The sequence below is a fragment of the Bradyrhizobium sp. GCM10028915 genome (assembly GCF_042666195.1).
In the GTDB taxonomy this organism is placed as follows: Bacteria; Pseudomonadota; Alphaproteobacteria; order Rhizobiales; family Xanthobacteraceae; genus Bradyrhizobium; species Bradyrhizobium canariense_D.
Genome location: NZ_JBHTFN010000007.1, coordinates 74,624 through 95,054, shown reverse-complemented (window position 1 = coordinate 95,054; position 20,431 = coordinate 74,624). Strand labels below are relative to the sequence as shown.

The following is a 20,431-nucleotide window of genomic DNA, read 5'->3' as shown; positions in this document are numbered from 1 at the left end:
TTTAGACTCCGGAGGAAAGTTTCAGGATCGCGTAGGTCGAGGCGAGCGCCACGGCGAACGAGAAGAAGTTGTTGAGCATGATCGAGATGAGCTTCAGCTTCTCGTTATGGATGTAGTCCTCGATCACGACCTGCATGCCGATCTTCATGTGCCAGGCGCTGGCGAAGATGAAGAGCAGCAGGATCACCGCGATCGGCAGCGAGCCGAGAATCTGTGCGGCGCCGGCCTGGTTGCGGCCGAGCAGCATCATCACGATCACGATCACGGGGATCATCAGCAGCGTCATGGCGACGCCGGTGATGCGCTGGCGCCAGAAATCGGAGGTGCCCGAATGCGCCGCGCCGAGATTGCGCACGCGGCCGAGCGGGGTGCGCATGGAGGAGCCCTTCGGGGCGCCGTGGGATTCGTCGAAACTCATCGTCCGCCTCCGATCGCGTAGGCGATGATCCAAATGAGGACCGTGAGCACGATGCCGCCGATCAGGGCGCCCCAGGTCAACGCTTCGCGCTCATTGGCCTTGAAGCCGTAGCCGAGGTCCCAGACGAAATGCCGGATGCCGCTGAGCATGTGGTGCATCAGCGCCCAGGTGTAGCCGAACACGATCAGGCGGCCGATGATGCTGCCGGTGAAGGCCTGGACGTGGCTATAGGCGGCGGGGCCGGAGGCCGCCGCAATCAGCCACCAGGCCAGCAGCAGCGTTCCGGCGTAGAGGGCAATTCCGGTGGCGCGATGGACGATGGAAAGCGCCATCGTCAGGGTCCAGCGGTAGGTCTGAATGTGCGGCGAAAGCGGTCGTTCGATCCGTGCGGTCATGGGCTTCAATTGCTTTGTTGCGGCCCAGCATGGGGCGCGCGGGGATCGCGAAAGGTCGGCTCTATTTACGGAGTCGATTTCACCTGCGCAATCACCAAATCGCCATAAACCGAACTTGAGTTCAGCTCTAGGCCCTTGATGTAACAAGGCCAATCGTCCGCTTGGTATACCAGGGCGATGGCGCACCGACTAAAGACAGAACAGAAATTCATCTCTTGCGGGAGAGCTGCGGCACATTGAAATTACTATTGGAACGGCTCCAAGCTGCCGCGGGCCGCCCAGGGTTCGAACCAGTCAATTCATGTCACCGAACCGGCAGCGATGGTCGGCGAGCAATCGCCATTTTCCGCCAAGCGCACCGATTTTTCGCGAGACGGGCGGATATGCGCAACCTGCATCCCACCCCAGACCGGCGATGCGGCGGTCGACCCGACAAATCAGATCGCCTACAGCTTTCCGGGCAGCCAGTCCGGACGCTTGTCTCGGAGCCGCTGCGATCGCCGGGGCAGATCAGGGGTGATTGCAGGACTTGATATCAAGGAGATCGCCGAGCTCGCGCTGCTGCTGATCGCAACCGGCGCGCTCTCCGGATTCTTGGCCGGCGTGTTCGGCATCGGGGGCGGCGCGATTCTGGTGCCGGTGTTCTACGAGTGCTTCCGCATCGCCGGTGTGCCGCTCGATGTGCGCATGCCGCTCTGCATCGGCACTTCGCTCGCCGTCATCATTCCGACCTCGATCCGTTCGTTCCAGGCGCATTACAAGCGCGGCGCCGTCGATCTTGCGATCCTCCGGGTCTGGTGGCTGCCGATCCTGATCGGCGTCGTCGCCGGCAGCGTGGTCGCGCGTTACGCGCCGGAGCGACTGTTCAAGATCGTGTTCGTCGCCGTCGCTTGGTCGGCCGCGGTACGGCTGATCTTCGCGCGCGAGAGCTGGAAGCTCGGCGATGATCTGCCGAAGGGCCCCTTGATGCGAATCTACGGCTTCTGCGTCGGCATTTTGTCGACGTTGATGGGCATCGGCGGTGGCCTGTTCTCGAACCTGCTGATGACGTTCTACGGCCGCCCGATCCACCAGGCAGTGGCGACATCGTCGGCGCTCGCGGTCTTGATCTCGATCCCCGGCGCGCTCGGCTACATCTATGCCGGTTGGCCTGCGGCGGTTAGCTACCCGGCCGTTGCAGCCCTGCAGGTCCCGTTCGCGCTCGGTTACGTCTCGCTGATCGGCGCGGTCCTGGTGATGCCAATGAGCCTTGTGACGGCACCCCTCGGTGTGAAGGCTGCGCATGCAATGTCGAAGCGGACGCTGGAAGTCGCGTTCGGGTGCTATCTGTTCATCGTCGGCAGCCGTTTCGTGCTGAGCTTGCTGGGCGGACAGTAGGCGCCGCAAATTCCGTCATTGCGAGCGAAGCGAAGCAATCCAGGAGTTCTTCCGCGGCGGCAGTCTGGATTGCTTCGTCGCAAGAGCTCCTCGCAATGACGACGAGAGTTCTGCGAACAACAGCCCCTATTTCTTCGCGTAAAGATCCTTGTACGTATCCCGCAGCACGTTTTTCTGCACCTTGCCCATGGTGTTGCGCGGCAGCTCGTCGACCACGAATACCCGCTTGGGCATCTTGAACTTGGCCAGCCGGCCGTCGAGCGCTTTCAGCACCGCGGCCTCTGTCACATCCGCGTCCTTGTTGCAAACCAGCACCGCCGTGACGCCCTCGCCGAAATCGGCGTGGGGCACGCCGATCACGGCGGATTCGATCACGCCGGGCATGGCGTCGATCTCGCTCTCGATTTCCTTCGGGTAGACATTGAACCCGCCGGAGATGACGAGATCCTTGCCGCGGCCGAGAATGTGGACGTAACCCTTGGCGTCAATCTTGCCGAGGTCGCCGGTGATGAAGAAGCCGTCGTCGCGGAATTCCGCCTTGGTCTTCTCCGGCATGCGCCAATAGCCCTTGAATACGTTCGGGCCCTTGACCTCGATCATGCCGATCTCGTCGCGCGGCAGCTCCTTGCCGGTTTCAGGATCGGTGACGCGCACGGACACGCCGGGGAGCGGAAAGCCGACCGCGCCGGGCACGCGCTCGCCGTCATAGGGATTCGACGTGTTCATGTTGGTCTCGGTCATGCCGTAGCGCTCGAGCACCGCGTGCCCCGTGCGCGCCGACCATTCGCGATGGGTTTCGGCCAGCAGCGGCGCCGAGCCCGAGATGAACAGCCGCATGTGCTGTGTGGTTTCGCGCGACAGCGCAGCGTTCTGGAGCAGACGGGTATAGAACGTCGGCACCCCCATCAGCACCGTGGCACGCGCCATCAGCTTGATAATCAGATCCGGGTCGAGCTTCGGCAGGAAGATCATCGATGCCCGCGCGAACAGCGTCACGTTGGTCGCCACGAACAGGCCGTGGGTGTGGTAGATCGGCAGTGCGTGGATCAGCACGTCCTTGTCGGTGAAGCGCCAGAAGCCGACGAGCGAGAGCGAGTTGGACGTCAGATTGTCGTGGGTCAACATCGCGCCCTTGGAGCGGCCGGTGGTGCCGGACGTGTAGAGGATCGCGGCGAGATCGTCGTTTGCGCGCGGCACCGTGGTGAATTCGCTGCTCGCCTTGTCGGCGGCGTCCGTCAGCGAGCCCTTGCCGTCCGGCCCGAGCGTCTCGACTTTTGCTTTCACCTTGGCGGCGATGGGGGCGAGGCCCTCCGCCTTGGAGGGATCGCAGACCACCAGCGAGGGCTCGGCATCGCCGATGAAGTAGTCGAGCTCGTTGAGCGTATAGGCGGTGTTGAGCGGCAGATAGACTGCGCCGGCCCGCACCGTGGCCAAATACAGCACGATGTTGGCCACGGACTTCTCGACCTGCACCGCAACGCGGTCGCCGGGCTTCACGCCGCGCGCGACCAGTACATTGGCCATCTGTCCGGCACGGGCGATCAGATCACCATAGCTGATGCGGACCCCGTCATGCGTCTCGATCGCGAGGCGCTTCGGATCGTCGAGGCCGTCGAACAGGCGGGAAAACAAATTGGCGTTGGCAGCTTGGTTCATGCAAGATTTCCTCGACCGCAAGGCTTGACCGCAACGATCGTCAGAGGCCGGTCAAAACCGAGGGCTGGATTAGCAAAAACCGCCCCGATGAAGCAACGGAGACAGTTTGCATGACCAAAAACGGGAAACGCGTGGCCTGGGTGACAGGCGGGGGCAGCGGGATCGGGGAGGCCGGCGCCGAGGCGCTAGCGGCCGACGGCTGGACGGTGGTGGTCTCGGGCCGGCGCAAGGACGCCCTGGATACCGTAGTCGAGAAGATCACCGGGGCGGGCGGGGCCGCCGAGGCGTCGCGCTGGACGTGTCGGTCGCCGCCGCGGCCCAGAAGGCGGCCGATCAAATCGTCGCGAAGCATGGCCGGATCGACCTGCTGGTGAACAATGCCGGCATCAATGTCCCCAAGCGGAGCTGGAAGGACATGGAACTGGAGGGCTGGGACCAGCTGGTCCAGGTCAATCTCAACGGCGTGCTCTATTGCATGCGCGCGGTGCTGCCGACGATGCGCAAGCAGCAGGACGGCTCCATCATCAACGTCTCGTCCTGGGCCGGCCGCCACGTCTCGAAAATGCCGGGCCCGGCCTACACCACGACCAAGCATGCGGTGCTGGCGCTGACGCATTCCTTCAACATGGACGAATGCGTCAACGGCTTGCGCGCCTGCTGCCTGATGCCGGGCGAGGTGGCGACCCCGATCCTGAAGCTGCGCCCGGTGGTACCGAGCGAGGAGGAGCAGGCCAGGATGCTGCAATCCGAAGATCTCGGCCGCACCATCGCGTTCATCGCGAGCATGCCGGCGCGGGTTTGCATCAATGAACTGCTGATCAGCCCGACGCATAATCGCGGGTTTATCCAGACGCCGCACAACAGGGATTGAGCGGCAGGTAGATCGTCGAGGCTCGTCATTGCGAGCGAAGCGAAGCAATCCAGCGGTGCATCCGCGGTGGCAGCCTGGATCGCTTCGTCGCTTCGCTCCTCGCAATGACGCCCCCCACGGAGAACCACGCACTTAGTTTCACCCATCACAAAGAAGTTTTGTTCGAAACCGCTTCGCAAACGCTCCCGTAGTTCGAGCCAACGACGGCGCTGCTGCTTCACGCTCACAGGTCGCAGCCACCGTTGTTGCCCACTCGAACGCCGGCAGTCGCCGGTCACCATCCAATCGGGAGACTCTCCATGTCGAAGCGTATTGCCTATCTCGCTGCTGCCGCGTTCAGTACCCTGGCCATCACCGCGACCGTCGTCGCGCCCGTCCGCGCCGAGGAAAAGACCGTCATGGTCGGCGGCGCCGCGATGTTCCCGTCCAAGAACATCGTCCAGAACGCGGTCAACTCGAAGGACCACACCACGCTGGTGGCGGCGGTGAAGGCGGCCGGCCTGGTGCCGACGCTGGAAGGCAAGGGTCCGTTCACGGTGTTCGCGCCGACCAACGCAGCCTTCGGCAAGCTGCCGGCCGGCACCGTCGACACTCTGGTGAAGCCCGAGAACAAGGCGACGCTGACCAAGATCCTCACCTACCATGTCGTGCCCGGCAAGCTCGAGGCGTCCGACCTCACCGACGGCAAGAAGATGAAGACCGCCGAAGGCGAGGAGCTGACGGTGAAGAAGCAGGACGGCAAGGTCTGGATCGTCGACGCCAAGGGCGGTACCTCGATGGTGACGATCTCCAACGTCAACCAGTCCAACGGTGTAATCCATGTGGTCGACACCGTGCTGATGCCGGCGACGTAAATACCGCGCCGTCCGGCTTCACCCCCGAAACGGATGCGACGAAATGGCGAGCCGGGGGTACCCGGCTCGCTTTATTGTGACCACGATAGCCCGCCGGTATCGATTCGATGCCGGACAGGGCGTAACGAAAGCGGACGCATCGGCGTATAATTGCTGTCAGACGATGTTCAGGACGGAACCGCCATGTCGAGCCTCACAGTCACCGACGAGCAGGTCAGCGCCACCCCGGCCAAAGTGATCCAGCCGGCCTGGGTCCGGGTCATGCACTGGATCAACGCTTTCGCCATGATCCTGATGATCCTGTCGGGTTGGCAGATCTACAACGCCTCGCCGCTGTTCGGTTTCAGCTTTCCGCGCGAGTACACGCTCGGCGGCTGGCTCGGTGGCGGCCTGCTCTGGCACTTTGCGGCGATGTGGCTGTTGATGATCAACGGCCTTGCCTATCTCGTCACCGGCCTTGCCACCGGCCGCTTCCGGAAAAAACTGCTGCCGATCACCCCATCCGGCGTGCTCCACGACGTCAGGGCTGCGCTGACCTTCAAGCTCGGCCATGCCGATCTCTCCGTCTACAATTACGTCCAGCGCGTGCTCTATGCCGGCATCATCTTGGTCGGCGTCCTCATCGTGCTATCGGGGCTGGGAATGTGGAAACCGGTGCAACTGCACTGGCTCGTGTCCCTGTTCGGCGACTATCCGACCGCGCGCTACATCCATTTCTTCTGCATGGCCGCGATCTGCGCCTTCCTCGTCATTCACGTTTTACTCGCGCTGCTGGTGCCGAAGAGCCTGCGCGCGATGATCATCGGCCGTTGAGTGGAGAGAGAGTCATGGCGAAGCGCTCATTCCTGATCCCGGGCGTCGACAAGCGGCTGCTGATCAAGGATTCCATCAAGACGATGCCAGAGGTCAGCCGCCGCCGCTTCATCGCGGGCGGCGCCAGCCTCGGGGCGCTGACGCTGCTCACCGGCTGCGACGTGATCGACTCGTCCTCCGCCGAGGAGATGCTGAAGTCGGTTTCGAAATTCAACGATGCCGTGCAGGATTTCATCTTCAATCCCGACGCGCTGGCGCCGACGTTTCCCGAGAGCGCGATCACAAAACCGTTTCCGTTCAACGCCTATTACGATCTCGACGACGCGCCCGATGTCGACGGTGCCGACTGGAAGCTCGAAGTCCGCGGTCTCGTCGAGAACAAGAAGTCGTGGACGCTTCCCGAGCTGTACAAGCTGCCGCAGGTCACGCAGATCACGCGTCACATCTGCGTCGAGGGCTGGAGCGCGATCGGCAGCTGGACCGGAACGCCCATGCGCGACTTCCTCAAGCTGATCGGCGCCGACACGCGCGCGAAGTACGTCTGGTTCCAGTGCGCCGACAAGGACGGCTACAATTCTCCGCTGGACATGCGCACCGCGCTGCATCCGCAGACCCAGATGACGTTCAAATACGCCGGCGAAATCCTGCCGCGCGCCTACGGCTTCCCGATGAAGATCCGCGTGCCGACCAAGCTCGGCTTCAAGAACCCGAAATACGTGGTGTCGATGGAAGTCACCAACGACTACAAGGGCGGCTATTGGGAAGACCAGGGGTACAATTCGTTCAGCGGGAGCTAGCTCCGCGGACCTGCACTTGCCGTCGTCCTGGACAAGCGAAGCGAAGATCCAGGACCCATTACCCCAGGGTTCAGTTTGACGAAGACCAGCAACCACGAATCTTCGCCAAATTCCTCTGCGGGCTAATGGGTCCTGGCTTTCGCCAGGACGACACCGGTTAAGGCCCCACTTTCCGCTGGCACAGCGCGGCAACCGCGCCCAGCGCCAGCAGCGCCGCCGACACATTCAGCGCGTAACTCAAGCTCCCCAGTGCGTCCGTGATCGCGCCGACCACGATCGGGCCCAGCGTCTGGCCGACGCCGAACGAGATCGTCATCGCCGCGATCGCGGTCGGCCACACCTCGGGCGGATAGTTGAAGCGCACGAAGGCGGTGGTCGAGCCGACAACGGCGAAGAAGGCGACGCCGAACACGATCGCCGAGACCGCGAGCCATGCCGGCGAATGCCCGAGCATCGGCAGGGCGGCGCCGAGCGCGTTGGTGCCGAGAATGATGGCGGTGGCAAGACCGCCGCGATCGAGCGCCAGCACGCCGCGCCAGGCCCACGGTGTGACGAAGGCGCTCAGGCCGATCAGGCTCCAGAACGCGGCCTGTGCGGCGGCCCCGCCGCCGCCGTCGCGCACATAGGCGATCATGAAAGTCATGTAGGCGATGTAGCCCGCGCCAAACAGGAAGTAGCCGGCGAGATAGATCAGCACCGGAAAAATCGCGAAGGCGCCGTGGCTGCCTTGCGAGAAACGCACGCCGCTCTCGATGCGGACCAGGAACAGCGGCACGGTCATGACGACGGACAGCAGCGTCATCGCCCACCACACGATCCACCACGAGCCCGGCCCGAAATATTGCAGCGTGAACGGGGCGATCAGTCCTGATGAGAGAATGCCGATGCCGGGCCCGGCATAGAACAGGCTGAGCAGGAAATTGGCCCGCTCCGGGCGCGACTGCGCAATGGAAGCGGCCAGCGCGCCGCCGGCGACGAAACCGGCCGCGGCGCCAACGCCCAGCACGAGACGCGCCAGGCTCAGCGCAACGAAATTCCCGGTCAGCGCGCAAGTCGCAAGCGCGGCGACGCAGGCCAGGGTTCCGCCGCGGATCGCGGCCGACCAGCCCACGCGCTGGATCAGCCGGGACGCCACAAGCGCGCCCGCGAGGTAGCCGACGGCGTTGATGGTGTTCATGAAACCGGCCGCCGAGTAGGACCAGCCGAGGTCCTCGCGCATGTCGGGCAGCACCAGCGAATAGGCAAAGCGGCCGATGCCCAGCCCAACTGTCGCGGCCAGCGACAGGGTCAGGATCAACCGTGCGGGGTGGGCATCGGGTGGAGGGCGGTCAGGTGCGTGCAAGGGGTACTCCGGCATGCGCAGTGTGGCAGGCCCTGCCCGCCTTGCACAGAACCGAAGCGGCAATGGTGTCTTGCCAAGCACGCAACGCCGCTCTAGCACTCCGGCCGAAATCGACCTCAGAGGAAACGACCATGGCGACCCACAAACTGCTGCTGCTTCCCGGCGACGGTATCGGCCCCGAGGTGATGGGCGAGGTGAAGCGGCTGATCGACTGGCTCAATTCGGCGGGCATCGCCAAGTTCGAGACCGACACCGGCCTCGTCGGCGGTTCGGCCTATGACGCGCACAAGGTGTCGATCTCGGAAGGCGACATGGCCAAGGCCAAGGACGCCGACGCCATCATCTTCGGTGCGGTCGGCGGTCCCAAATGGGACGCGGTGCCCTACGAGGTGCGCCCCGAAGCCGGCCTGCTGCGCCTGCGCAAGGATCTCGGTCTGTTCGCCAACCTCCGTCCCGCGGTCTGCTACCCGGCGCTGGCGGAGGCCTCCAGCCTGAAGCGCGAGGCGGTCGAGGGCCTCGACATCATGATCGTGCGCGAACTCACCGGCGGCGTCTATTTCGGCGAGCCCAAGACCATCACCGATCTCGGCAACGGCCAGAAGCGCGCCATCGATACCCAGGTCTACGACACCTATGAGATCGAGCGCATCGGCCGCGTCGCCTTCGAGCTTGCGAAGAAGCGCAAGAACAAGGTGACGTCGATGGAGAAGCGCAACGTCATGAAGTCGGGCGTGCTCTGGAATGAGGTCATGACCCAGGTCCACAAGCGCGAATATCCCGACGTCACGCTCGAGCATCAGCTCGCCGATTCCGGCGGCATGATGCTGGTGAAATGGCCGAAGCAGTTCGACGTCATCGTCACCGACAATCTGTTCGGCGACATGCTGTCCGACATTGCTGCGATGTTGACGGGATCGCTCGGCATGCTGCCCTCGGCCTCGCTCGGCGAGGTCGACGTCAAGAGCAAGAAGCGCAAGGCGCTGTACGAGCCCGTGCACGGCTCGGCGCCTGATATCGCAGGCCAGGGCCTCGCCAATCCGATCGCGATGATCTCGTCCTTCGGCATGGCGCTGCGCTACTCCTTCGACATGGGCGCGCTCGCCGACAAGGTCGACGCCGCGATCGCCGCGGTGCTGGCCAGCGGCCTGCGCACCGCCGACATCAAGTCGGAAGGCACCACTGCCGCCTCGACCACGCAGATGGGCGAAGCGATCTTGAAGGAATTGCAGAAGCTGCACGCTTAGAGCCGTAGCCCGGATGGAGCGAAGCGAAATCCGGCGTTCTTCCCGCGTGTCGAAAATCCCGGATTGCGCTTCGCTCCATCCGGGCTACACGACAAACAAAAATGGCCGGGCGCGAGCCCGGCCATTTGATTCGGTCGATATGTCCGCCTCAGTACAGCGGGAAATTCTGCGGATAGCCGCCAACATCCTGCGGCGTGCTCAGCGGCTGGCGATCGATCGGGCGGTTGAGATTTTCGCGCGCGAAGGTCGGATAGCCCACCGCCGGCGGGAAGGCGTAGTCGGAGAACTTGCGGTCGCCCGGATTGACCTCGGTGCCGCCGTCGAGCCAGGAGCGCTTGCTCACATAGATGCGGGTGCGGCCCTGCTGATAGCTCGAATTGGGGCCGCTCGGGCCGTAATAGTGACGGCCGCTGTCATAGCGCTGCTTCTTGGTGTCGGCCGAGGCGGGTGTCGCGAAGGCTGAGGACATGGCAATCACGGCGCCGGCCGCAAGCCACATCGCCAGTTTGTTCGCGGCAGAGAAATTCGAGCTCATCACGTCCCCTTCAGGCGGCAAGCCGCCAATCAATTTCACGCTCATACTAACCCGGCCGGGGCGGCCGCAACTAGGTCTATTGGGTCACACCAGCGCTGAATAATCGTGCGCGCCGGCAAAAGTTGCATGGATACAGCCACTTGAGCTTGATGCCGATCAGAGCGCGCCGCGCAATTGCGCATTGGCGGCGCCGAGCAGCCAGTCCGACGCGCCCGGGGCGCGCAGGGGCGGCGCTTCAGCTCCGCATGGGCGAACAATTCGGCCAGCTTCGGCTCGTTGCCCGAGGTCAGCAGCGTTAGCCGGTTCAGCGTGCAGGCGATCGCGGCGCGCCGCGCAGGCAGGCTGTCGCCCTGGCAGGAGAATCCGGAGATCTGGAGCGCCGGCTCCTCGCTGCGCTTGAGGTAGCCGAGGCAGGCCCGCGCGCCCTCCGCCGTGCCGGTCGGCTGGAATAGGGCGACGGGGCCGAATTTCGTGGCGATCAGGCCGGCTTGCTCCAGAAGGGTCGCGGTGCCCAGTCCCATCCGGACGGCCAGATCCATTGTTGCCGGACGCGTCACGTCGAATTCGCCGCCTTCCCGGTAAATCTCGAGCTCGGCCACGGTCCTGTCTGCCTCGCTGGCCCAGCGCATCACGTCCCTGCGGCCGCCTTCGGGATGCCTGAAGATCGCGTAAGAAGCTGTTTTTTCTGACGAATCCAGCCGGCTGAGGGCGAAGGCCGGAGGCGACCGGTCGGCCACGCTCCAATCGGGCTTCAGCGCCGGATCATCGTCGCGCAAGTTGGGCAGCTGGCCGAGTGCGGCAAGGCCGAGGATGGCAAACAGTACCAAAATCCCCACATAGGCGAACAGGCGCGCCAGCGTGCCGACGACCTCGTCGGCGAAGGCTGCAAGCGCCAGATGGATCTGGGTGGGGTTTGCGGCCGTGCTGGCCTCGGGCGACTGCATCCACGTCCCTAAGGCATGGTCCAACGTTGTCTTGAGGCCGGTTCTCGCATAGAAGCGCTGCTCTTCCTGTTTAAGCCTCAGCTTCAGGAAAGAGCTTTTTCGTCGGAGAGTGAACGATGGGTTACAAAGTCGCAGTCGTCGGCGCGACCGGCAATGTCGGACGGGAAATGCTCAACATCCTCGACGAGCGCAAATTCCCTGCGGACGAGGTGGTGGCCCTGGCGTCACGCCGCAGCATGGGCGTCGAGGTCTCCTACGGCGACCGCACGCTGAAGGTCAAAGCGCTGGAGCATTACGACTTCTCCGACGTCGACATCTGCCTGATGTCGGCCGGCGGAGAGGTGTCGAAGGAATGGTCGCCGAAGATCGGCGCCGCCGGCACGGTCGTGATCGACAATTCCTCGGCCTGGCGCATGGACCCGGACGTGCCGTTGATCGTGCCGGAAGTGAATGCGGACGCGACTGCGGGCTTCAAGAAGAAGAACATCATCGCCAACCCGAACTGCTCGACCGCGCAGCTCGTGGTCGCGCTCAAGCCCCTGCACGACAAGGCGACGATCAAGCGCGTCGTGGTCTCGACCTATCAATCGGTGTCGGGCGCCGGCAAGGACGCGATGGACGAACTGTTCTCGCAGACCAAGGCCGTCTACACCAACCAGGAGCTGATCAATAACAAGTTTCCGGCGCGCATCGCCTTCAACGTCATCCCCCAGATCGACGTCTTCATGGAGGACGGCTACACCAAGGAAGAGTGGAAGATGATGGCGGAGACCAAGAAGATTCTTGATCCCAAGATCAAGCTCTCCGCGACCTGCGTGCGCGTGCCAGTTTTCGTCGGCCATTCCGAGGCCGTCAACATCGAGTTCGAGAACCCGATCAGCGCGGACGAAGCACGCGACATCCTGCGCAAGGCGCCGGGTTGTCTCGTCATCGACAAGCATGAGCCCGGCGGCTACGCCACGCCGTATGAAGCCGCCGGCGAGGACGCCACCTATATCAGCCGTATCCGCGAGGACGCGACGGTGGAGAACGGTCTCGTGCTGTGGTGCGTCTCGGATAATCTACGCAAGGGCGCCGCGCTCAACGCGATCCAGATCGCGGAAGTCCTGATCAACCGCAAGCTGATCAGCGCGAAGAAGAAGGCGGCGTAAGCCGTGCTGCCGTAGGGTGGGCAAAGACGCGAAGCGCCGTGCCCACCATCTTTCCACAATTGCTAGAAAAGTGGTGGGCACGCTTCGCTTTGCCCACCCCACAAGAGCTGCGGACCTACGCCATCTCGCGCGCGTTCCTGAATTCCTTCGCCGCCTTGTCCAGCACGAACAGTGATCCCTCCGCGACGCCGAAATAGGCGCCGTGGGTCTGCATCTGGCCGCTCTCGACCGCCTTCTGCACGAACGGGAAGGTCATCAGGTTTTCCAGGCTGCGGAACACCGCGGCCTTCTCGATGCGCTCGACGAATTGCGCCATGGTCTCGTGGTCGCGCTGCTCCACCACTTCGCCCGGCTTGATGAACATCTGCATCCATTTGCCGATGAAGTCGCCCGGCGTGAGCGGCTCGATCTTGTCGACGAAGGCGCGGATGCCGCCGCACTGGGCGTGCCCGAGCACCACGATGTGCTTCACCTTCAGCACCGTCACGGCATATTCCAGCGCCGCCGAGACGCCATGCGCGTTGCCGTCGGGCTGATACACCGGCACCAGATTGGCGATGTTGCGGACGACGAAGAGTTCGCCCGGCCCGACGTCGAAGATCACTTCGGGCGAGACGCGGCTGTCGCAGCAGCCGATCACCATCACTTCAGGGAACTGCCCCTTCACCGACAGCTCGCGGTAGCGGGTCTGCTCGGTCGGCAGCCGCTGGGTGGCGAAGGCCTTGTAGCCTTCCAGCAAATGCTCTGGGAATGTGGTCATGGCCTATGCCTAATCATATACCGCTGGGACGAACAAGCCTTTCGAATAGGCAGGCCAGATGCTATCGGCTTCGGTCGGAATGAGATGAGGAAACCGGAAGGAACGCTTGCATGACCCGCCCGCGCCGCAGCCATCTGTTCATGCCCGGCTCCAACCCCCGCGCGCTGGAAAAGGCGCGCAATCTCGCCGCCGACGGCCTGATCCTCGACCTGGAAGACTCCGTCGCGCCCGATGCCAAGGCAGTGGCACGCGATGGCATCGCGGCCGCGATCGCGGCCAAAGGGTTCGGCAAGCGCGAGATCCTGATCCGGACCAACGGCCTCGACACGCCCTGGTGGGCCGACGATGTCGCGATGGCGGCGAAGGCCTCGCCCGACGGCATCCTGGTTCCAAAGGTTTCACGCGTGGAGGAGCTCGACACGATCGGCCGCCGTCTCGCCGAACTCGGCGCGGCGCCGACCGTAAAGGTCTGGGCCATGATCGAGACCGCGCGCGCGGTACTGCATGCCGAAGAACTCGCTGCCGCCGGGCGCGATCCAGCGCGGCGCCTGTCAGGCTTCGTGTTCGGGCCCAACGACATCTCGCGCGAGACGCGCATCAAGATGCTGCCGGGCCGCGCGGCGATGATCCCGATGATCTCCCATTGCATCCTGGCGACGCGCGCCCATGGCCTCGAAATCCTCGACGGCCCCTATAGCGACATCGCCAACTCCGATGGTTTCGCCACCGAATGCGCGCAAGGCCGCGATCTCGGTTTCGACGGCAAGACGCTGATTCACCCCTCGCAGATCGAAGCCTGCAACGCGATCTTCACCCCGCCGGAGGAGGAAGTCGCGCGCGCGCGAAAGATCATCGCCGCGTTCGAGCTGCCGGAGAACGTCTCGCGCGGCGCGATCCGTCTCGACGGCGCCATGGTGGAGCGGCTGCACGCCGACATGGCGCGGCGCACGATCGAGATCGCGGACGCGATTGCGGCGATGGGGAAGGGCTGAGGGCAGGCGGTTGCGCTCAAGCCGAACGAACATTGACGCGGTTACCGGTATGCTCGGGGAGCCGCGGTTCTCTGAACGACCACGATCCCGGCTTTTCCCGTTGCGGTGGTGAAAGACAATGCTACCCTCACGCTCGATATTGATCCGGGCAAGCATTTGATGCGCATTTTTTTCCTAGCAGTCCTTCTCGTTACGTCATTTCCATTCGCCACGCCGACGCTTGCGCAGCAGGTTCGGGTTGCGCTCGTCATCGGTAACGGCGCCTATGAGAAGGTACCCGAGTTGCCGAACCCGACGCGCGATGCGGCCGACATCGGCCGCGCGCTGGAGCGGCTCGACTTCAAAGTCACCCAAGTCAAGAACGCGACTGCGCAAGAGATGAGGAAGTCTGTCGTCGAGTTCGGCCGCTCTGCGGAGGGAGCAGACCTTGCGGTCGTTTTCTATGCCGGACACGGCATGGAGGTCAGCGGCGAGAACTGGCTGATTCCGGTCGGCGCAGAGCTGCGCAGCGATACCGACATCGAAAGCGAGGCCATCAGCCTGCGCTCGGTGAGCCTTCAGGTTTCGAAGGCACGAAAGTTGGGCCTTGTGATACTGGACGCATGCCGCAACAATCCTTTTGCCGCAAAGATGAGACGCTCGCTGAGCACCCGGGCCGTGGCTCGCGGACTCGCTCCGACGGAGCCGTCCGATAACGTTCTGATTGCGTACGCCGCCCGGGACGGTACTACGGCAAGCGACGGGGATGGCCGGAACAGCCCATTCACGGCATCGCTCCTTCGCCACATTGAAACGCCGGGGCTGGAGATATCGTTTCTGTTTCGTCGTGTTCGTGACGACGTGATGGCGGCCACCAGACGCGAGCAGCAGCCTTTCGTATACGGCTCTTTGTCGAAGGAAGAGATTTACCTGAGAGCTCCGGTGGCGAGCGCTCAAGCGCCAGTCGCGTCGGCTCCCGCGCCTGCAGATGCCGCGGAGGACGAGAAGTTTTGGCTGGCTATCCAGACGTCCACGGTGGCAGGCCTCTACGAGGAGTTTCTGACCAGGTACCCCCGCAGCAGCCACGCCGCAGAAGCGCGCCAGCGGGTGAAGAATTTCAAGGCCAACGAAGTTGCGGTGCTCTCATCCCCAGCTGCCCCTCCGAAACCGGACGCAAAAACCGTCGTCCGAAATCTATTTGCGCCCGAAGATAACCAGAAAGTTGCAGCCATCGCGGCAGCTCAGCAACTCAAACTGCCAAGCTACGCTATATCGCCTGATCAGAATGATCCGCTCAATGCTAACTCCAGATTTGTCGGCGTGTGGTCCAACAAACGTGGATGGACGAATGGCAAAGGACGGTATGCCATGCTGATCGTTACGGAAGTCTCTGCCACCGGGTTAGCCAAGGGACACTACCTCTGGGGACCGCCGACAAAGGCATCGTGGGTGAAGGATGAGGCGGGGTACCGGTCGTTTGCCGAATACATTGTGAACGACAAATTTTCCATCAGCGGAACACCCGTCACCGTCAGGATGGACAAGAACGTCCTTACGCTGTCGTCCGTCAACAAGGAAAATCCAACTGAGAAGGCGAACATAGAGCTCCGCCCTGTCTGGAAGCTCGTGCCAGCGCCGGAGGATGCTTCAAGCAAGCGCGAGAAAACCTCGCAGCCTCGTGCCGCCAAAAAGGAAAGCGCGGCCGAACCGAGCCCGTCAGGCAATGTCAGTGGGACGAGCATGGAAGAGCGCTATCGTGCTTGCAGAAAACTCGTCAAAGGATTTGCCCGGCGCGAGGCTTGTGCCCGTACGGGCGTGATCTAGCACCGGCGGGACATCCCGCCGCTAAACTAATCCTTTGATAAGGGCAACGCCTTAGCGATGCGCGTGATCCGCACGGTCGAGCGACTCCAGTGTCGAGGCATTGGCGCAGAAGCCGTGATAGTTCTCCGCGGCGGTGCCGTCGGCCAGCTCGCGATCGCACTGGCCCTTGTGGCTGCAAAGCGCGCACACCCGCTCCATGTCGCGCAGCAGCAGCGGATGCGCGCGGCCGAGCCCTTCGGCACTGATGCCGAGCTGCTCCAGCATCTTCGGCAGCTCGTCGGCGGCGTGCTTGCCGTGACGGACCAGATCTTCCAGATCGTCAGGCGCGATCCGCAGGTCTTGCGCGATCCGGTCGAAATCGGCGCGGTCGAGCTGCCGGATCTCGTTCAGCTCGCGGCGATGCTTCAGCCAGCTTGCAAAGGACTCGATGAGGTCCTGGACAATGGGATAAGGCCTGGTTGCGGTGCTCATGCGAAGCTCATTCGAACGACGGAATTGGAGCGAGATTAGGCACAATGGTGCAGGTGCGCGTTGCGCTGGATCAAATACAGCTCTCGTGTCCCGGACGCGCTGCAGCGTGAAGCGCTGCTCGCAGAGCCGGAGCCATCTCGCCGCATCGCTGGGCCCCGGCTCAGCAACGCACCGCTTCGCGCTGCGCTGCGTCCGGGCGCGAGAGCGCCGCACAGCGGAGAAAATTATGCGAACCGCTCCGCCGCCCACGCATACAGGCTGCCCGGGATCGGCTTCTCACCGCCGCGGCCCTTGGGCGAGATATGCAGGCCGATGATGTCGCGGTCGGTGACGAGGCCGAGATAGCTCGAGGGATCGAAGAACAGTTTTGGCTCGGCATGCACGGCGTAGAACGATTGCTTCGGCAAGGCGCAGTGCAGCTCGCCGGTGCGGCGCGCGAGCGCGGTGAGTGCCGCCGGCCCGAAGATCGCGACGCGGATGTCGGAGAGGCGGTTCGAGCCGCCGCGCAGGCGGCGCATCGCAAACGTGACGCGATGGCGCAGCGACAGCCAGTTCGGCGTCAGCTCCTCCTGCTCCATCAGCTCTTCGAAAGCGGCAACGATGCCGTGTTCAGGTGGAAGGTAAATCACGGAGTTGCCGAGCTGGCGCGGCCGCTCCCACGCGAAATAGGGCTTTGCCGGATCGATCTCGACGGGCCTGAGCAGCAGCACGTCGGCGTCGAGCCAGAGGCCGAGGTCCTTCGCCATCAGCTTCATGCGGAAGAAGTCGCTGAACTGTAGCGTGGTCCAGTCGCGCCAGCTTCCATCTGGCTGCGGCGGCCGCAATCGTTCGGAGAACGCATGCGGCAGGATCGCCTCGGCATCCGCGTTGCCGACACCGGCGGGCAGGCCGGGAATGGTGTCGAAACTGTAGACCGTGACCTTGTGGCCGGCCGCCAGCTGCGAGCGCAGACAGGTCTGGCGCAGGGCGTCCATCGGGCCATGCCAGAAGGTGACGATGTCGGGCAGCATGCGCGGAGCTTAGAGCATGATCCGGAAAAGTGTGCAGCGGTTTTCCGACAAGATCATGCTCGAAAGATACGGGATAATCAGAACAAAGAAAAAGCCCCGGCGCTTGTAGCACCGGGGCTTGAACAAAAACTTGAGATCAGGCCCAGGCGCGTTCGCGCTTGAGCTTGTCCTCATAGGTGTCGATCGAGGCCTTCTTCTCCATCGTCAGGCCGATGTCGTCGAGGCCGTTGATCAGGCAGTGCTTGCGGAACGGGTCGATCTCGAACTTGACCTTGCCGCCGTCGGGACCGCGGATCTCCTGGTTCGGCAGGTCGATCGTCAGCGTCGCGTTGGCGCCGCGCTCGGCGTCGTCGAACAGCTTGTCGAGGTCTTCCTGGGCCACGCGGATCGGCAGAATGCCGTTCTTGAAGCAGTTGTTGTAGAAGATGTCGCCGAACGAGGTCGAGATCACGCAGCGGATGCCGAAGTCGAGCAGCGCCCAGGGCGCGTGCTCGCGGCTCGAGCCGCAGCCGAAATTGTCGCCGGCAACCAGCACCTTCGCATTGCGATAGGCGGGCTGGTTGAGGACGAAATCCGGATTCTCGCTGCCGTCGTCCTTGTAGCGCTGCTCGGAGAAGAGCCCCTTGCCAAGGCCGGTGCGCTTGATGGTCTTGAGGTACTGCTTCGGAATGATCATGTCGGTGTCGACATTGATGATCTTTAGCGGCGCCGCGACGCCTTCCAGCGTGGTGAACTTGTCCATGGTTGCGCTTTCCCGGGGTGGTCTAGGGAACCGGTATTTATCGCGATCGAGGCCGAAATCCTAGGCCGAATTCGGCAGATCTCGTCTGCCTAACCGGGCCTCTCTGCTCACCCTGGCTCTTGAGCCTCGATCGCGGCCATATCGTCGTCCGACAGGCCGAAATGATGGCCGATCTCGTGGATCAGGACGTGGCGGACGATATGGCCGAGGCTTTCGTCGTGCTCGGCCCAATAGTCCAGGATTGGCCGGCGGTAGAGCCAGACCATGTTGGGCAGCCGCGCCACGTCGGCAAAACTCTGCTGCGGCAGGCCGACGCCCTGGAACAGGCCGAGCAGGTCGAACTCGCTCTCGCATGCCATCTCGTCCAGGACTTCCTCGGTGGGGAAGTCGTCGACGCGGATGATCACGCCCTCGCACAGCCTACGAAACTCCGCCGGCAGGCGTTCGAACACTTCATGCGCCATCGCTTCCATCTCGGCCAGCGAGGGCGCTTCCAATTCCGTCCACATGGGCTTCTCATAGCGTGGGTTTCGCGGCGATGCATCCGGCTTTATAAGCGCGGCGAGGTTGACGAGCGCCGTCAAAACGGGGAGCGTAGGCCTCGAAGTGGACGTTCAGGTGGGCAGAAAAATGCGAGCGAAAACAGCGCTGACGCTACTGTGCATGGGGTTGTTTTCGCAGTTTTGCGTTGGCGCGGAGGCCCAGACCGCGGCTCCCGGGATCAGGCTCGCCCAAGCGGCCTCACGAGACGATCTGCCGCCGCCGCGCAAGCGGCCCCCGGCGCGCCTGCGCGTCACGCCCTATTACAGTCCGGATGGCGTCTATCCCCGTTACAATCCCGGTCCCGATGCGGTCCGCGAGTGCAACGCCACCTATGTGCAGGAATATCGCCCCAGCGGCACGGTGATCGTGCCGCATATGAGCTGCTACTGGCGCCGGGGTTGATACGAGCGCGATGCCGTCGCGCGCCTGAGGCGGAGGTCTTCATGACGAGGTGGTTCGCAGTGGCGGTTGCCGTCGGGCTTGCCGCAGGCCTGCCTCACGCGTCCGCTGCGCACAGGGTGACGAAGCTGCCCGACGCGTCGGCCGGGCGCGCGGTGTTCGACGGGCGCCGACATGTGCGGTCCGTCGTGCGATACGCCCCCCGTCCCGATCCGCATTACTACGCGCGGCCTGTCTACTACCGCCCTTATCCCTACGGCGTGCCCGCACCCTTCGTGCTCGGCTTCGGCCCGTGGTGGTGACCTCGCGGCGCGATGCCGGGCCCGTCGTTCATTCATGAGGCATTCACGTCGCTGTCCCTAATTTAATCTTGGGAGCGACTGCCAATGAACAGGGATGACGCGCGCCGGGAGCGAGCGTCGCAACTCCGCTGTCCAGATTCAGGGAGAAGTCGATGCTGAGAATATTGGGTCTCAGGGCAAGCCCGATGCGCTTGCTCGGGATTGCGGCTGCTGCCACGCTGATGCTGTCGGCCGGAACGACGCGTCGTGCCGAGGCGATGACCCCGATCAATCCGACGGCGTTGCCTGCGGCGAAGGCCGCAAGTGACGATGTGATCCCGGTTCGCCACGGCGGCGGCGGCGGTGGACATGGTGGTGGCGGCCATGGCGGCGGCTTCCATGGCGGCGGCGGCTTCCACGGTGGCGGAGGACATATCGGTGGCTTCCGCGGCGGTGGCTTCCACGCGGGTGGCTTCCGCGCCGCGCCCGCGTTTCATGGCGGCGGCTATCGCTACGGCGGAGTTCGCCACTATGGCGGAGGCGGGTTCCATCGCTACGGCATCTATCGCCCGCATTACGGCTATCGCCATTTCCATCGGCGCTACTATGGCGGCTACTATCCCTATTACCACCATCCGCGCCGCTGCCGGGTCATCTGGACCTATTACGGCCCGCGCCGCGTCTGCCGCTGGCATCGCTGGCACCATCCGTACCGCTATTGGTAAGCACGATCGAAATGAAAAGGGCGCCTCGACGGCGCCCTTTGTTCATCCGGTGGCTTAAAGCCAATCCTTCAGTTTCCACGTCGCCGACGTCCAGCGCGTCAGGTTCTCGATCTTCCATTGCTTGAACATCGCCGGCGGCCAGCGGCTGAGCTTCGAGGTCTCCTCGACCTCGGGCTTGGCGACCATGCGCAGCGGTGCGGCGCGCCGCCGATGCTGGGGCGTCGCCGCGCTGATCAGATCGACATATTCAGGCTTGCTGGCCATGATCTCGTGTCCTCGCGAAATGTTCGCGAGGACGCAGTGTCGGC

Annotated in this window: 22 protein-coding genes and 2 pseudogenes; 12 read left to right on the top strand and 12 right to left on the bottom strand. The window is 63.6% G+C overall.

What is annotated here, in order from left to right:
* Position 1: 1 nt before the first annotated feature.
* Entirely contained in the window at positions 2 to 418 is a 417-nt protein-coding gene (gene sdhD / locus ACFQX9_RS05775; protein ID WP_007598776.1) for a succinate dehydrogenase, hydrophobic membrane anchor protein, read from the bottom strand.
* Entirely contained in the window at positions 415 to 813 is a 399-nt protein-coding gene (gene sdhC, locus ACFQX9_RS05770; RefSeq protein WP_018459778.1) for a succinate dehydrogenase, cytochrome b556 subunit, read from the bottom strand. The genes sdhD and sdhC overlap by 4 nt, the downstream gene beginning before the upstream one ends.
* A gap of 516 nt (positions 814 to 1,329) precedes the next feature.
* Between sdhC and ACFQX9_RS05765 the strand changes: the two genes are divergently transcribed.
* Complete coding sequence (locus tag ACFQX9_RS05765) at positions 1,330 to 2,190, top strand: sulfite exporter TauE/SafE family protein (protein WP_085348459.1); 861 nt, start codon at positions 1,330 to 1,332, stop codon at positions 2,188 to 2,190.
* 126 nt (positions 2,191 to 2,316) lie between these two features.
* On the opposite strand, the gene ACFQX9_RS05760 is transcribed toward ACFQX9_RS05765, so the two are convergent.
* A complete protein-coding gene (locus tag ACFQX9_RS05760) occupies positions 2,317 to 3,846 on the bottom strand; it encodes a malonyl-CoA synthase (RefSeq protein WP_377787115.1) in 1,530 nt (509 codons plus the stop codon).
* A 110-nt stretch (positions 3,847 to 3,956) separates the two neighbouring features.
* Between ACFQX9_RS05760 and ACFQX9_RS05755 the strand changes: the two are divergent.
* The 4 genes and pseudogenes from ACFQX9_RS05755 to ACFQX9_RS05740 all read left to right on the top strand — a co-directional run bounded on the left by ACFQX9_RS05755 (position 3,957) and on the right by ACFQX9_RS05740 (position 7,181).
* A pseudogene (locus ACFQX9_RS05755) lies at positions 3,957 to 4,717 on the top strand (SDR family oxidoreductase).
* A 299-nt stretch (positions 4,718 to 5,016) separates the two neighbouring features.
* Complete coding sequence (locus ACFQX9_RS05750; RefSeq protein WP_085357596.1) at positions 5,017 to 5,571, top strand: fasciclin domain-containing protein; 555 nt, start codon at positions 5,017 to 5,019, stop codon at positions 5,569 to 5,571.
* Between the two features lie 183 nt (positions 5,572 to 5,754).
* A complete protein-coding gene (locus ACFQX9_RS05745) occupies positions 5,755 to 6,384 on the top strand; it encodes a cytochrome b/b6 domain-containing protein (protein ID WP_377787113.1) in 630 nt (209 codons plus the stop codon).
* Between the two features lie 14 nt (positions 6,385 to 6,398).
* Positions 6,399 to 7,181 carry a molybdopterin-dependent oxidoreductase gene (locus ACFQX9_RS05740; RefSeq protein ID WP_085348447.1) on the top strand — a complete coding sequence of 261 codons (783 nt, stop codon included), beginning with the start codon at positions 6,399 to 6,401 and terminating at the stop codon, positions 7,179 to 7,181.
* Positions 7,182 to 7,338: 157 nt separating this feature from the next.
* On the opposite strand, the gene ACFQX9_RS05735 is transcribed toward ACFQX9_RS05740, so the two are convergent.
* Positions 7,339 to 8,523 (bottom strand): YbfB/YjiJ family MFS transporter, encoded by a 1,185-nt coding sequence (locus ACFQX9_RS05735; RefSeq protein WP_085354313.1) that lies wholly within the window; start codon positions 8,521 to 8,523, stop codon positions 7,339 to 7,341.
* Positions 8,524 to 8,654: 131 nt separating this feature from the next.
* Here ACFQX9_RS05735 and leuB point away from each other — a divergent pair, with 131 nt between their 5' ends.
* The gene (gene leuB, locus ACFQX9_RS05730) at positions 8,655 to 9,767 is read left to right on the top strand and encodes a 3-isopropylmalate dehydrogenase (RefSeq protein ID WP_085348446.1); all 1,113 of its coding nucleotides are present in this window, start codon (positions 8,655 to 8,657) and stop codon (positions 9,765 to 9,767) included.
* Between the two features lie 148 nt (positions 9,768 to 9,915).
* On the opposite strand, the gene ACFQX9_RS05725 is transcribed toward leuB, so the two are convergent.
* Complete coding sequence (locus ACFQX9_RS05725) at positions 9,916 to 10,302, bottom strand: hypothetical protein (protein ID WP_027514960.1); 387 nt, start codon at positions 10,300 to 10,302, stop codon at positions 9,916 to 9,918.
* A gap of 156 nt (positions 10,303 to 10,458) precedes the next feature.
* Positions 10,459 to 11,246: pseudogene (locus ACFQX9_RS05720) on the bottom strand (hypothetical protein).
* 116 nt (positions 11,247 to 11,362) lie between these two features.
* Between ACFQX9_RS05720 and ACFQX9_RS05715 the strand changes: the two are divergent.
* Positions 11,363 to 12,397, top strand: a complete 1,035-nt coding sequence (locus tag ACFQX9_RS05715; RefSeq protein WP_018459790.1) for an aspartate-semialdehyde dehydrogenase — start codon at positions 11,363 to 11,365, stop codon at positions 12,395 to 12,397.
* Between the two features lie 115 nt (positions 12,398 to 12,512).
* Here the strand turns inward: ACFQX9_RS05715 and ACFQX9_RS05710 are convergent, their stop codons facing one another.
* On the bottom strand, positions 12,513 to 13,157 hold the full coding sequence (locus ACFQX9_RS05710; protein WP_018459791.1) for a carbonic anhydrase: 645 nt from the start codon (positions 13,155 to 13,157) through the stop codon (positions 12,513 to 12,515).
* A gap of 110 nt (positions 13,158 to 13,267) precedes the next feature.
* Between ACFQX9_RS05710 and ACFQX9_RS05705 the strand changes: the two genes are divergently transcribed.
* The gene (locus ACFQX9_RS05705) at positions 13,268 to 14,149 is read left to right on the top strand and encodes a CoA ester lyase (RefSeq protein ID WP_085348444.1); all 882 of its coding nucleotides are present in this window, start codon (positions 13,268 to 13,270) and stop codon (positions 14,147 to 14,149) included.
* 108 nt (positions 14,150 to 14,257) lie between these two features.
* The gene (locus ACFQX9_RS05700; protein ID WP_143273062.1) at positions 14,258 to 15,952 is read left to right on the top strand and encodes a caspase family protein; all 1,695 of its coding nucleotides are present in this window, start codon (positions 14,258 to 14,260) and stop codon (positions 15,950 to 15,952) included.
* A 51-nt stretch (positions 15,953 to 16,003) separates the two neighbouring features.
* Here the strand turns inward: ACFQX9_RS05700 and ACFQX9_RS05695 are convergent, their stop codons facing one another.
* From ACFQX9_RS05695 to ACFQX9_RS05680, 4 genes are all read right to left on the bottom strand, one after another.
* On the bottom strand, positions 16,004 to 16,423 hold the full coding sequence (locus tag ACFQX9_RS05695) for a hypothetical protein (RefSeq protein ID WP_026233876.1): 420 nt from the start codon (positions 16,421 to 16,423) through the stop codon (positions 16,004 to 16,006).
* A gap of 224 nt (positions 16,424 to 16,647) precedes the next feature.
* Positions 16,648 to 17,433 (bottom strand): hypothetical protein, encoded by a 786-nt coding sequence (locus tag ACFQX9_RS05690; protein ID WP_247475286.1) that lies wholly within the window; start codon positions 17,431 to 17,433, stop codon positions 16,648 to 16,650.
* Between the two features lie 136 nt (positions 17,434 to 17,569).
* Positions 17,570 to 18,175, bottom strand: coding sequence for a 3-isopropylmalate dehydratase small subunit (gene leuD / locus ACFQX9_RS05685; RefSeq protein ID WP_018459795.1), 606 nt, complete (start codon positions 18,173 to 18,175; stop codon positions 17,570 to 17,572).
* A 107-nt stretch (positions 18,176 to 18,282) separates the two neighbouring features.
* Complete coding sequence (locus ACFQX9_RS05680) at positions 18,283 to 18,684, bottom strand: metallopeptidase family protein (protein ID WP_377787104.1); 402 nt, start codon at positions 18,682 to 18,684, stop codon at positions 18,283 to 18,285.
* 154 nt (positions 18,685 to 18,838) lie between these two features.
* Here ACFQX9_RS05680 and ACFQX9_RS05675 point away from each other — a divergent pair, with 154 nt between their 5' ends.
* The 3 genes from ACFQX9_RS05675 (at position 18,839) to ACFQX9_RS05665 (ending at position 20,123) form a co-directional block, all read left to right on the top strand.
* A complete protein-coding gene (locus ACFQX9_RS05675) occupies positions 18,839 to 19,120 on the top strand; it encodes a hypothetical protein (protein WP_035973483.1) in 282 nt (93 codons plus the stop codon).
* Positions 19,121 to 19,161: 41 nt separating this feature from the next.
* Positions 19,162 to 19,419 carry a hypothetical protein gene (locus ACFQX9_RS05670; protein ID WP_377787101.1) on the top strand — a complete coding sequence of 86 codons (258 nt, stop codon included), beginning with the start codon at positions 19,162 to 19,164 and terminating at the stop codon, positions 19,417 to 19,419.
* Positions 19,420 to 19,571: 152 nt separating this feature from the next.
* Entirely contained in the window at positions 19,572 to 20,123 is a 552-nt protein-coding gene (locus tag ACFQX9_RS05665; RefSeq protein WP_377787098.1) for a hypothetical protein, read from the top strand.
* Between the two features lie 54 nt (positions 20,124 to 20,177).
* Here the strand turns inward: ACFQX9_RS05665 and ACFQX9_RS05660 are convergent, their stop codons facing one another.
* Positions 20,178 to 20,387, bottom strand: coding sequence for a hypothetical protein (locus tag ACFQX9_RS05660; RefSeq protein ID WP_007604263.1), 210 nt, complete (start codon positions 20,385 to 20,387; stop codon positions 20,178 to 20,180).
* Positions 20,388 to 20,431 lie beyond the last annotated feature (44 nt).

Coding starts and splice junctions, on each gene's coding strand:
- ACFQX9_RS05695 (WP_026233876.1), bottom strand. CDS start 16,423: ATGAGCACCGCAACCAGGCCTTATCCCATTGTCCAGGACCTCATCGAG.
- ACFQX9_RS05705 (WP_085348444.1), top strand. CDS start 13,268: ATGACCCGCCCGCGCCGCAGCCATCTGTTCATGCCCGGCTCCAACCCC.
- ACFQX9_RS05715 (WP_018459790.1), top strand. CDS start 11,363: ATGGGTTACAAAGTCGCAGTCGTCGGCGCGACCGGCAATGTCGGACGG.
- sdhC (WP_018459778.1), bottom strand. CDS start 813: ATGACCGCACGGATCGAACGACCGCTTTCGCCGCACATTCAGACCTAC.
- sdhD (WP_007598776.1), bottom strand. CDS start 418: ATGAGTTTCGACGAATCCCACGGCGCCCCGAAGGGCTCCTCCATGCGC.
- ACFQX9_RS05750 (WP_085357596.1), top strand. CDS start 5,017: ATGTCGAAGCGTATTGCCTATCTCGCTGCTGCCGCGTTCAGTACCCTG.
- ACFQX9_RS05675 (WP_035973483.1), top strand. CDS start 18,839: ATGGGGTTGTTTTCGCAGTTTTGCGTTGGCGCGGAGGCCCAGACCGCG.
- ACFQX9_RS05740 (WP_085348447.1), top strand. CDS start 6,399: ATGGCGAAGCGCTCATTCCTGATCCCGGGCGTCGACAAGCGGCTGCTG.
- ACFQX9_RS05680 (WP_377787104.1), bottom strand. CDS start 18,684: ATGTGGACGGAATTGGAAGCGCCCTCGCTGGCCGAGATGGAAGCGATG.
- ACFQX9_RS05760 (WP_377787115.1), bottom strand. CDS start 3,846: ATGAACCAAGCTGCCAACGCCAATTTGTTTTCCCGCCTGTTCGACGGC.
- ACFQX9_RS05670 (WP_377787101.1), top strand. CDS start 19,162: ATGACGAGGTGGTTCGCAGTGGCGGTTGCCGTCGGGCTTGCCGCAGGC.
- leuD (WP_018459795.1), bottom strand. CDS start 18,175: ATGGACAAGTTCACCACGCTGGAAGGCGTCGCGGCGCCGCTAAAGATC.
- ACFQX9_RS05665 (WP_377787098.1), top strand. CDS start 19,572: ATGCTGAGAATATTGGGTCTCAGGGCAAGCCCGATGCGCTTGCTCGGG.
- ACFQX9_RS05710 (WP_018459791.1), bottom strand. CDS start 13,157: ATGACCACATTCCCAGAGCATTTGCTGGAAGGCTACAAGGCCTTCGCC.
- ACFQX9_RS05690 (WP_247475286.1), bottom strand. CDS start 17,433: ATGCTGCCCGACATCGTCACCTTCTGGCATGGCCCGATGGACGCCCTG.
- ACFQX9_RS05660 (WP_007604263.1), bottom strand. CDS start 20,387: ATGGCCAGCAAGCCTGAATATGTCGATCTGATCAGCGCGGCGACGCCC.
- ACFQX9_RS05745 (WP_377787113.1), top strand. CDS start 5,755: ATGTCGAGCCTCACAGTCACCGACGAGCAGGTCAGCGCCACCCCGGCC.
- leuB (WP_085348446.1), top strand. CDS start 8,655: ATGGCGACCCACAAACTGCTGCTGCTTCCCGGCGACGGTATCGGCCCC.
- ACFQX9_RS05725 (WP_027514960.1), bottom strand. CDS start 10,302: ATGAGCTCGAATTTCTCTGCCGCGAACAAACTGGCGATGTGGCTTGCG.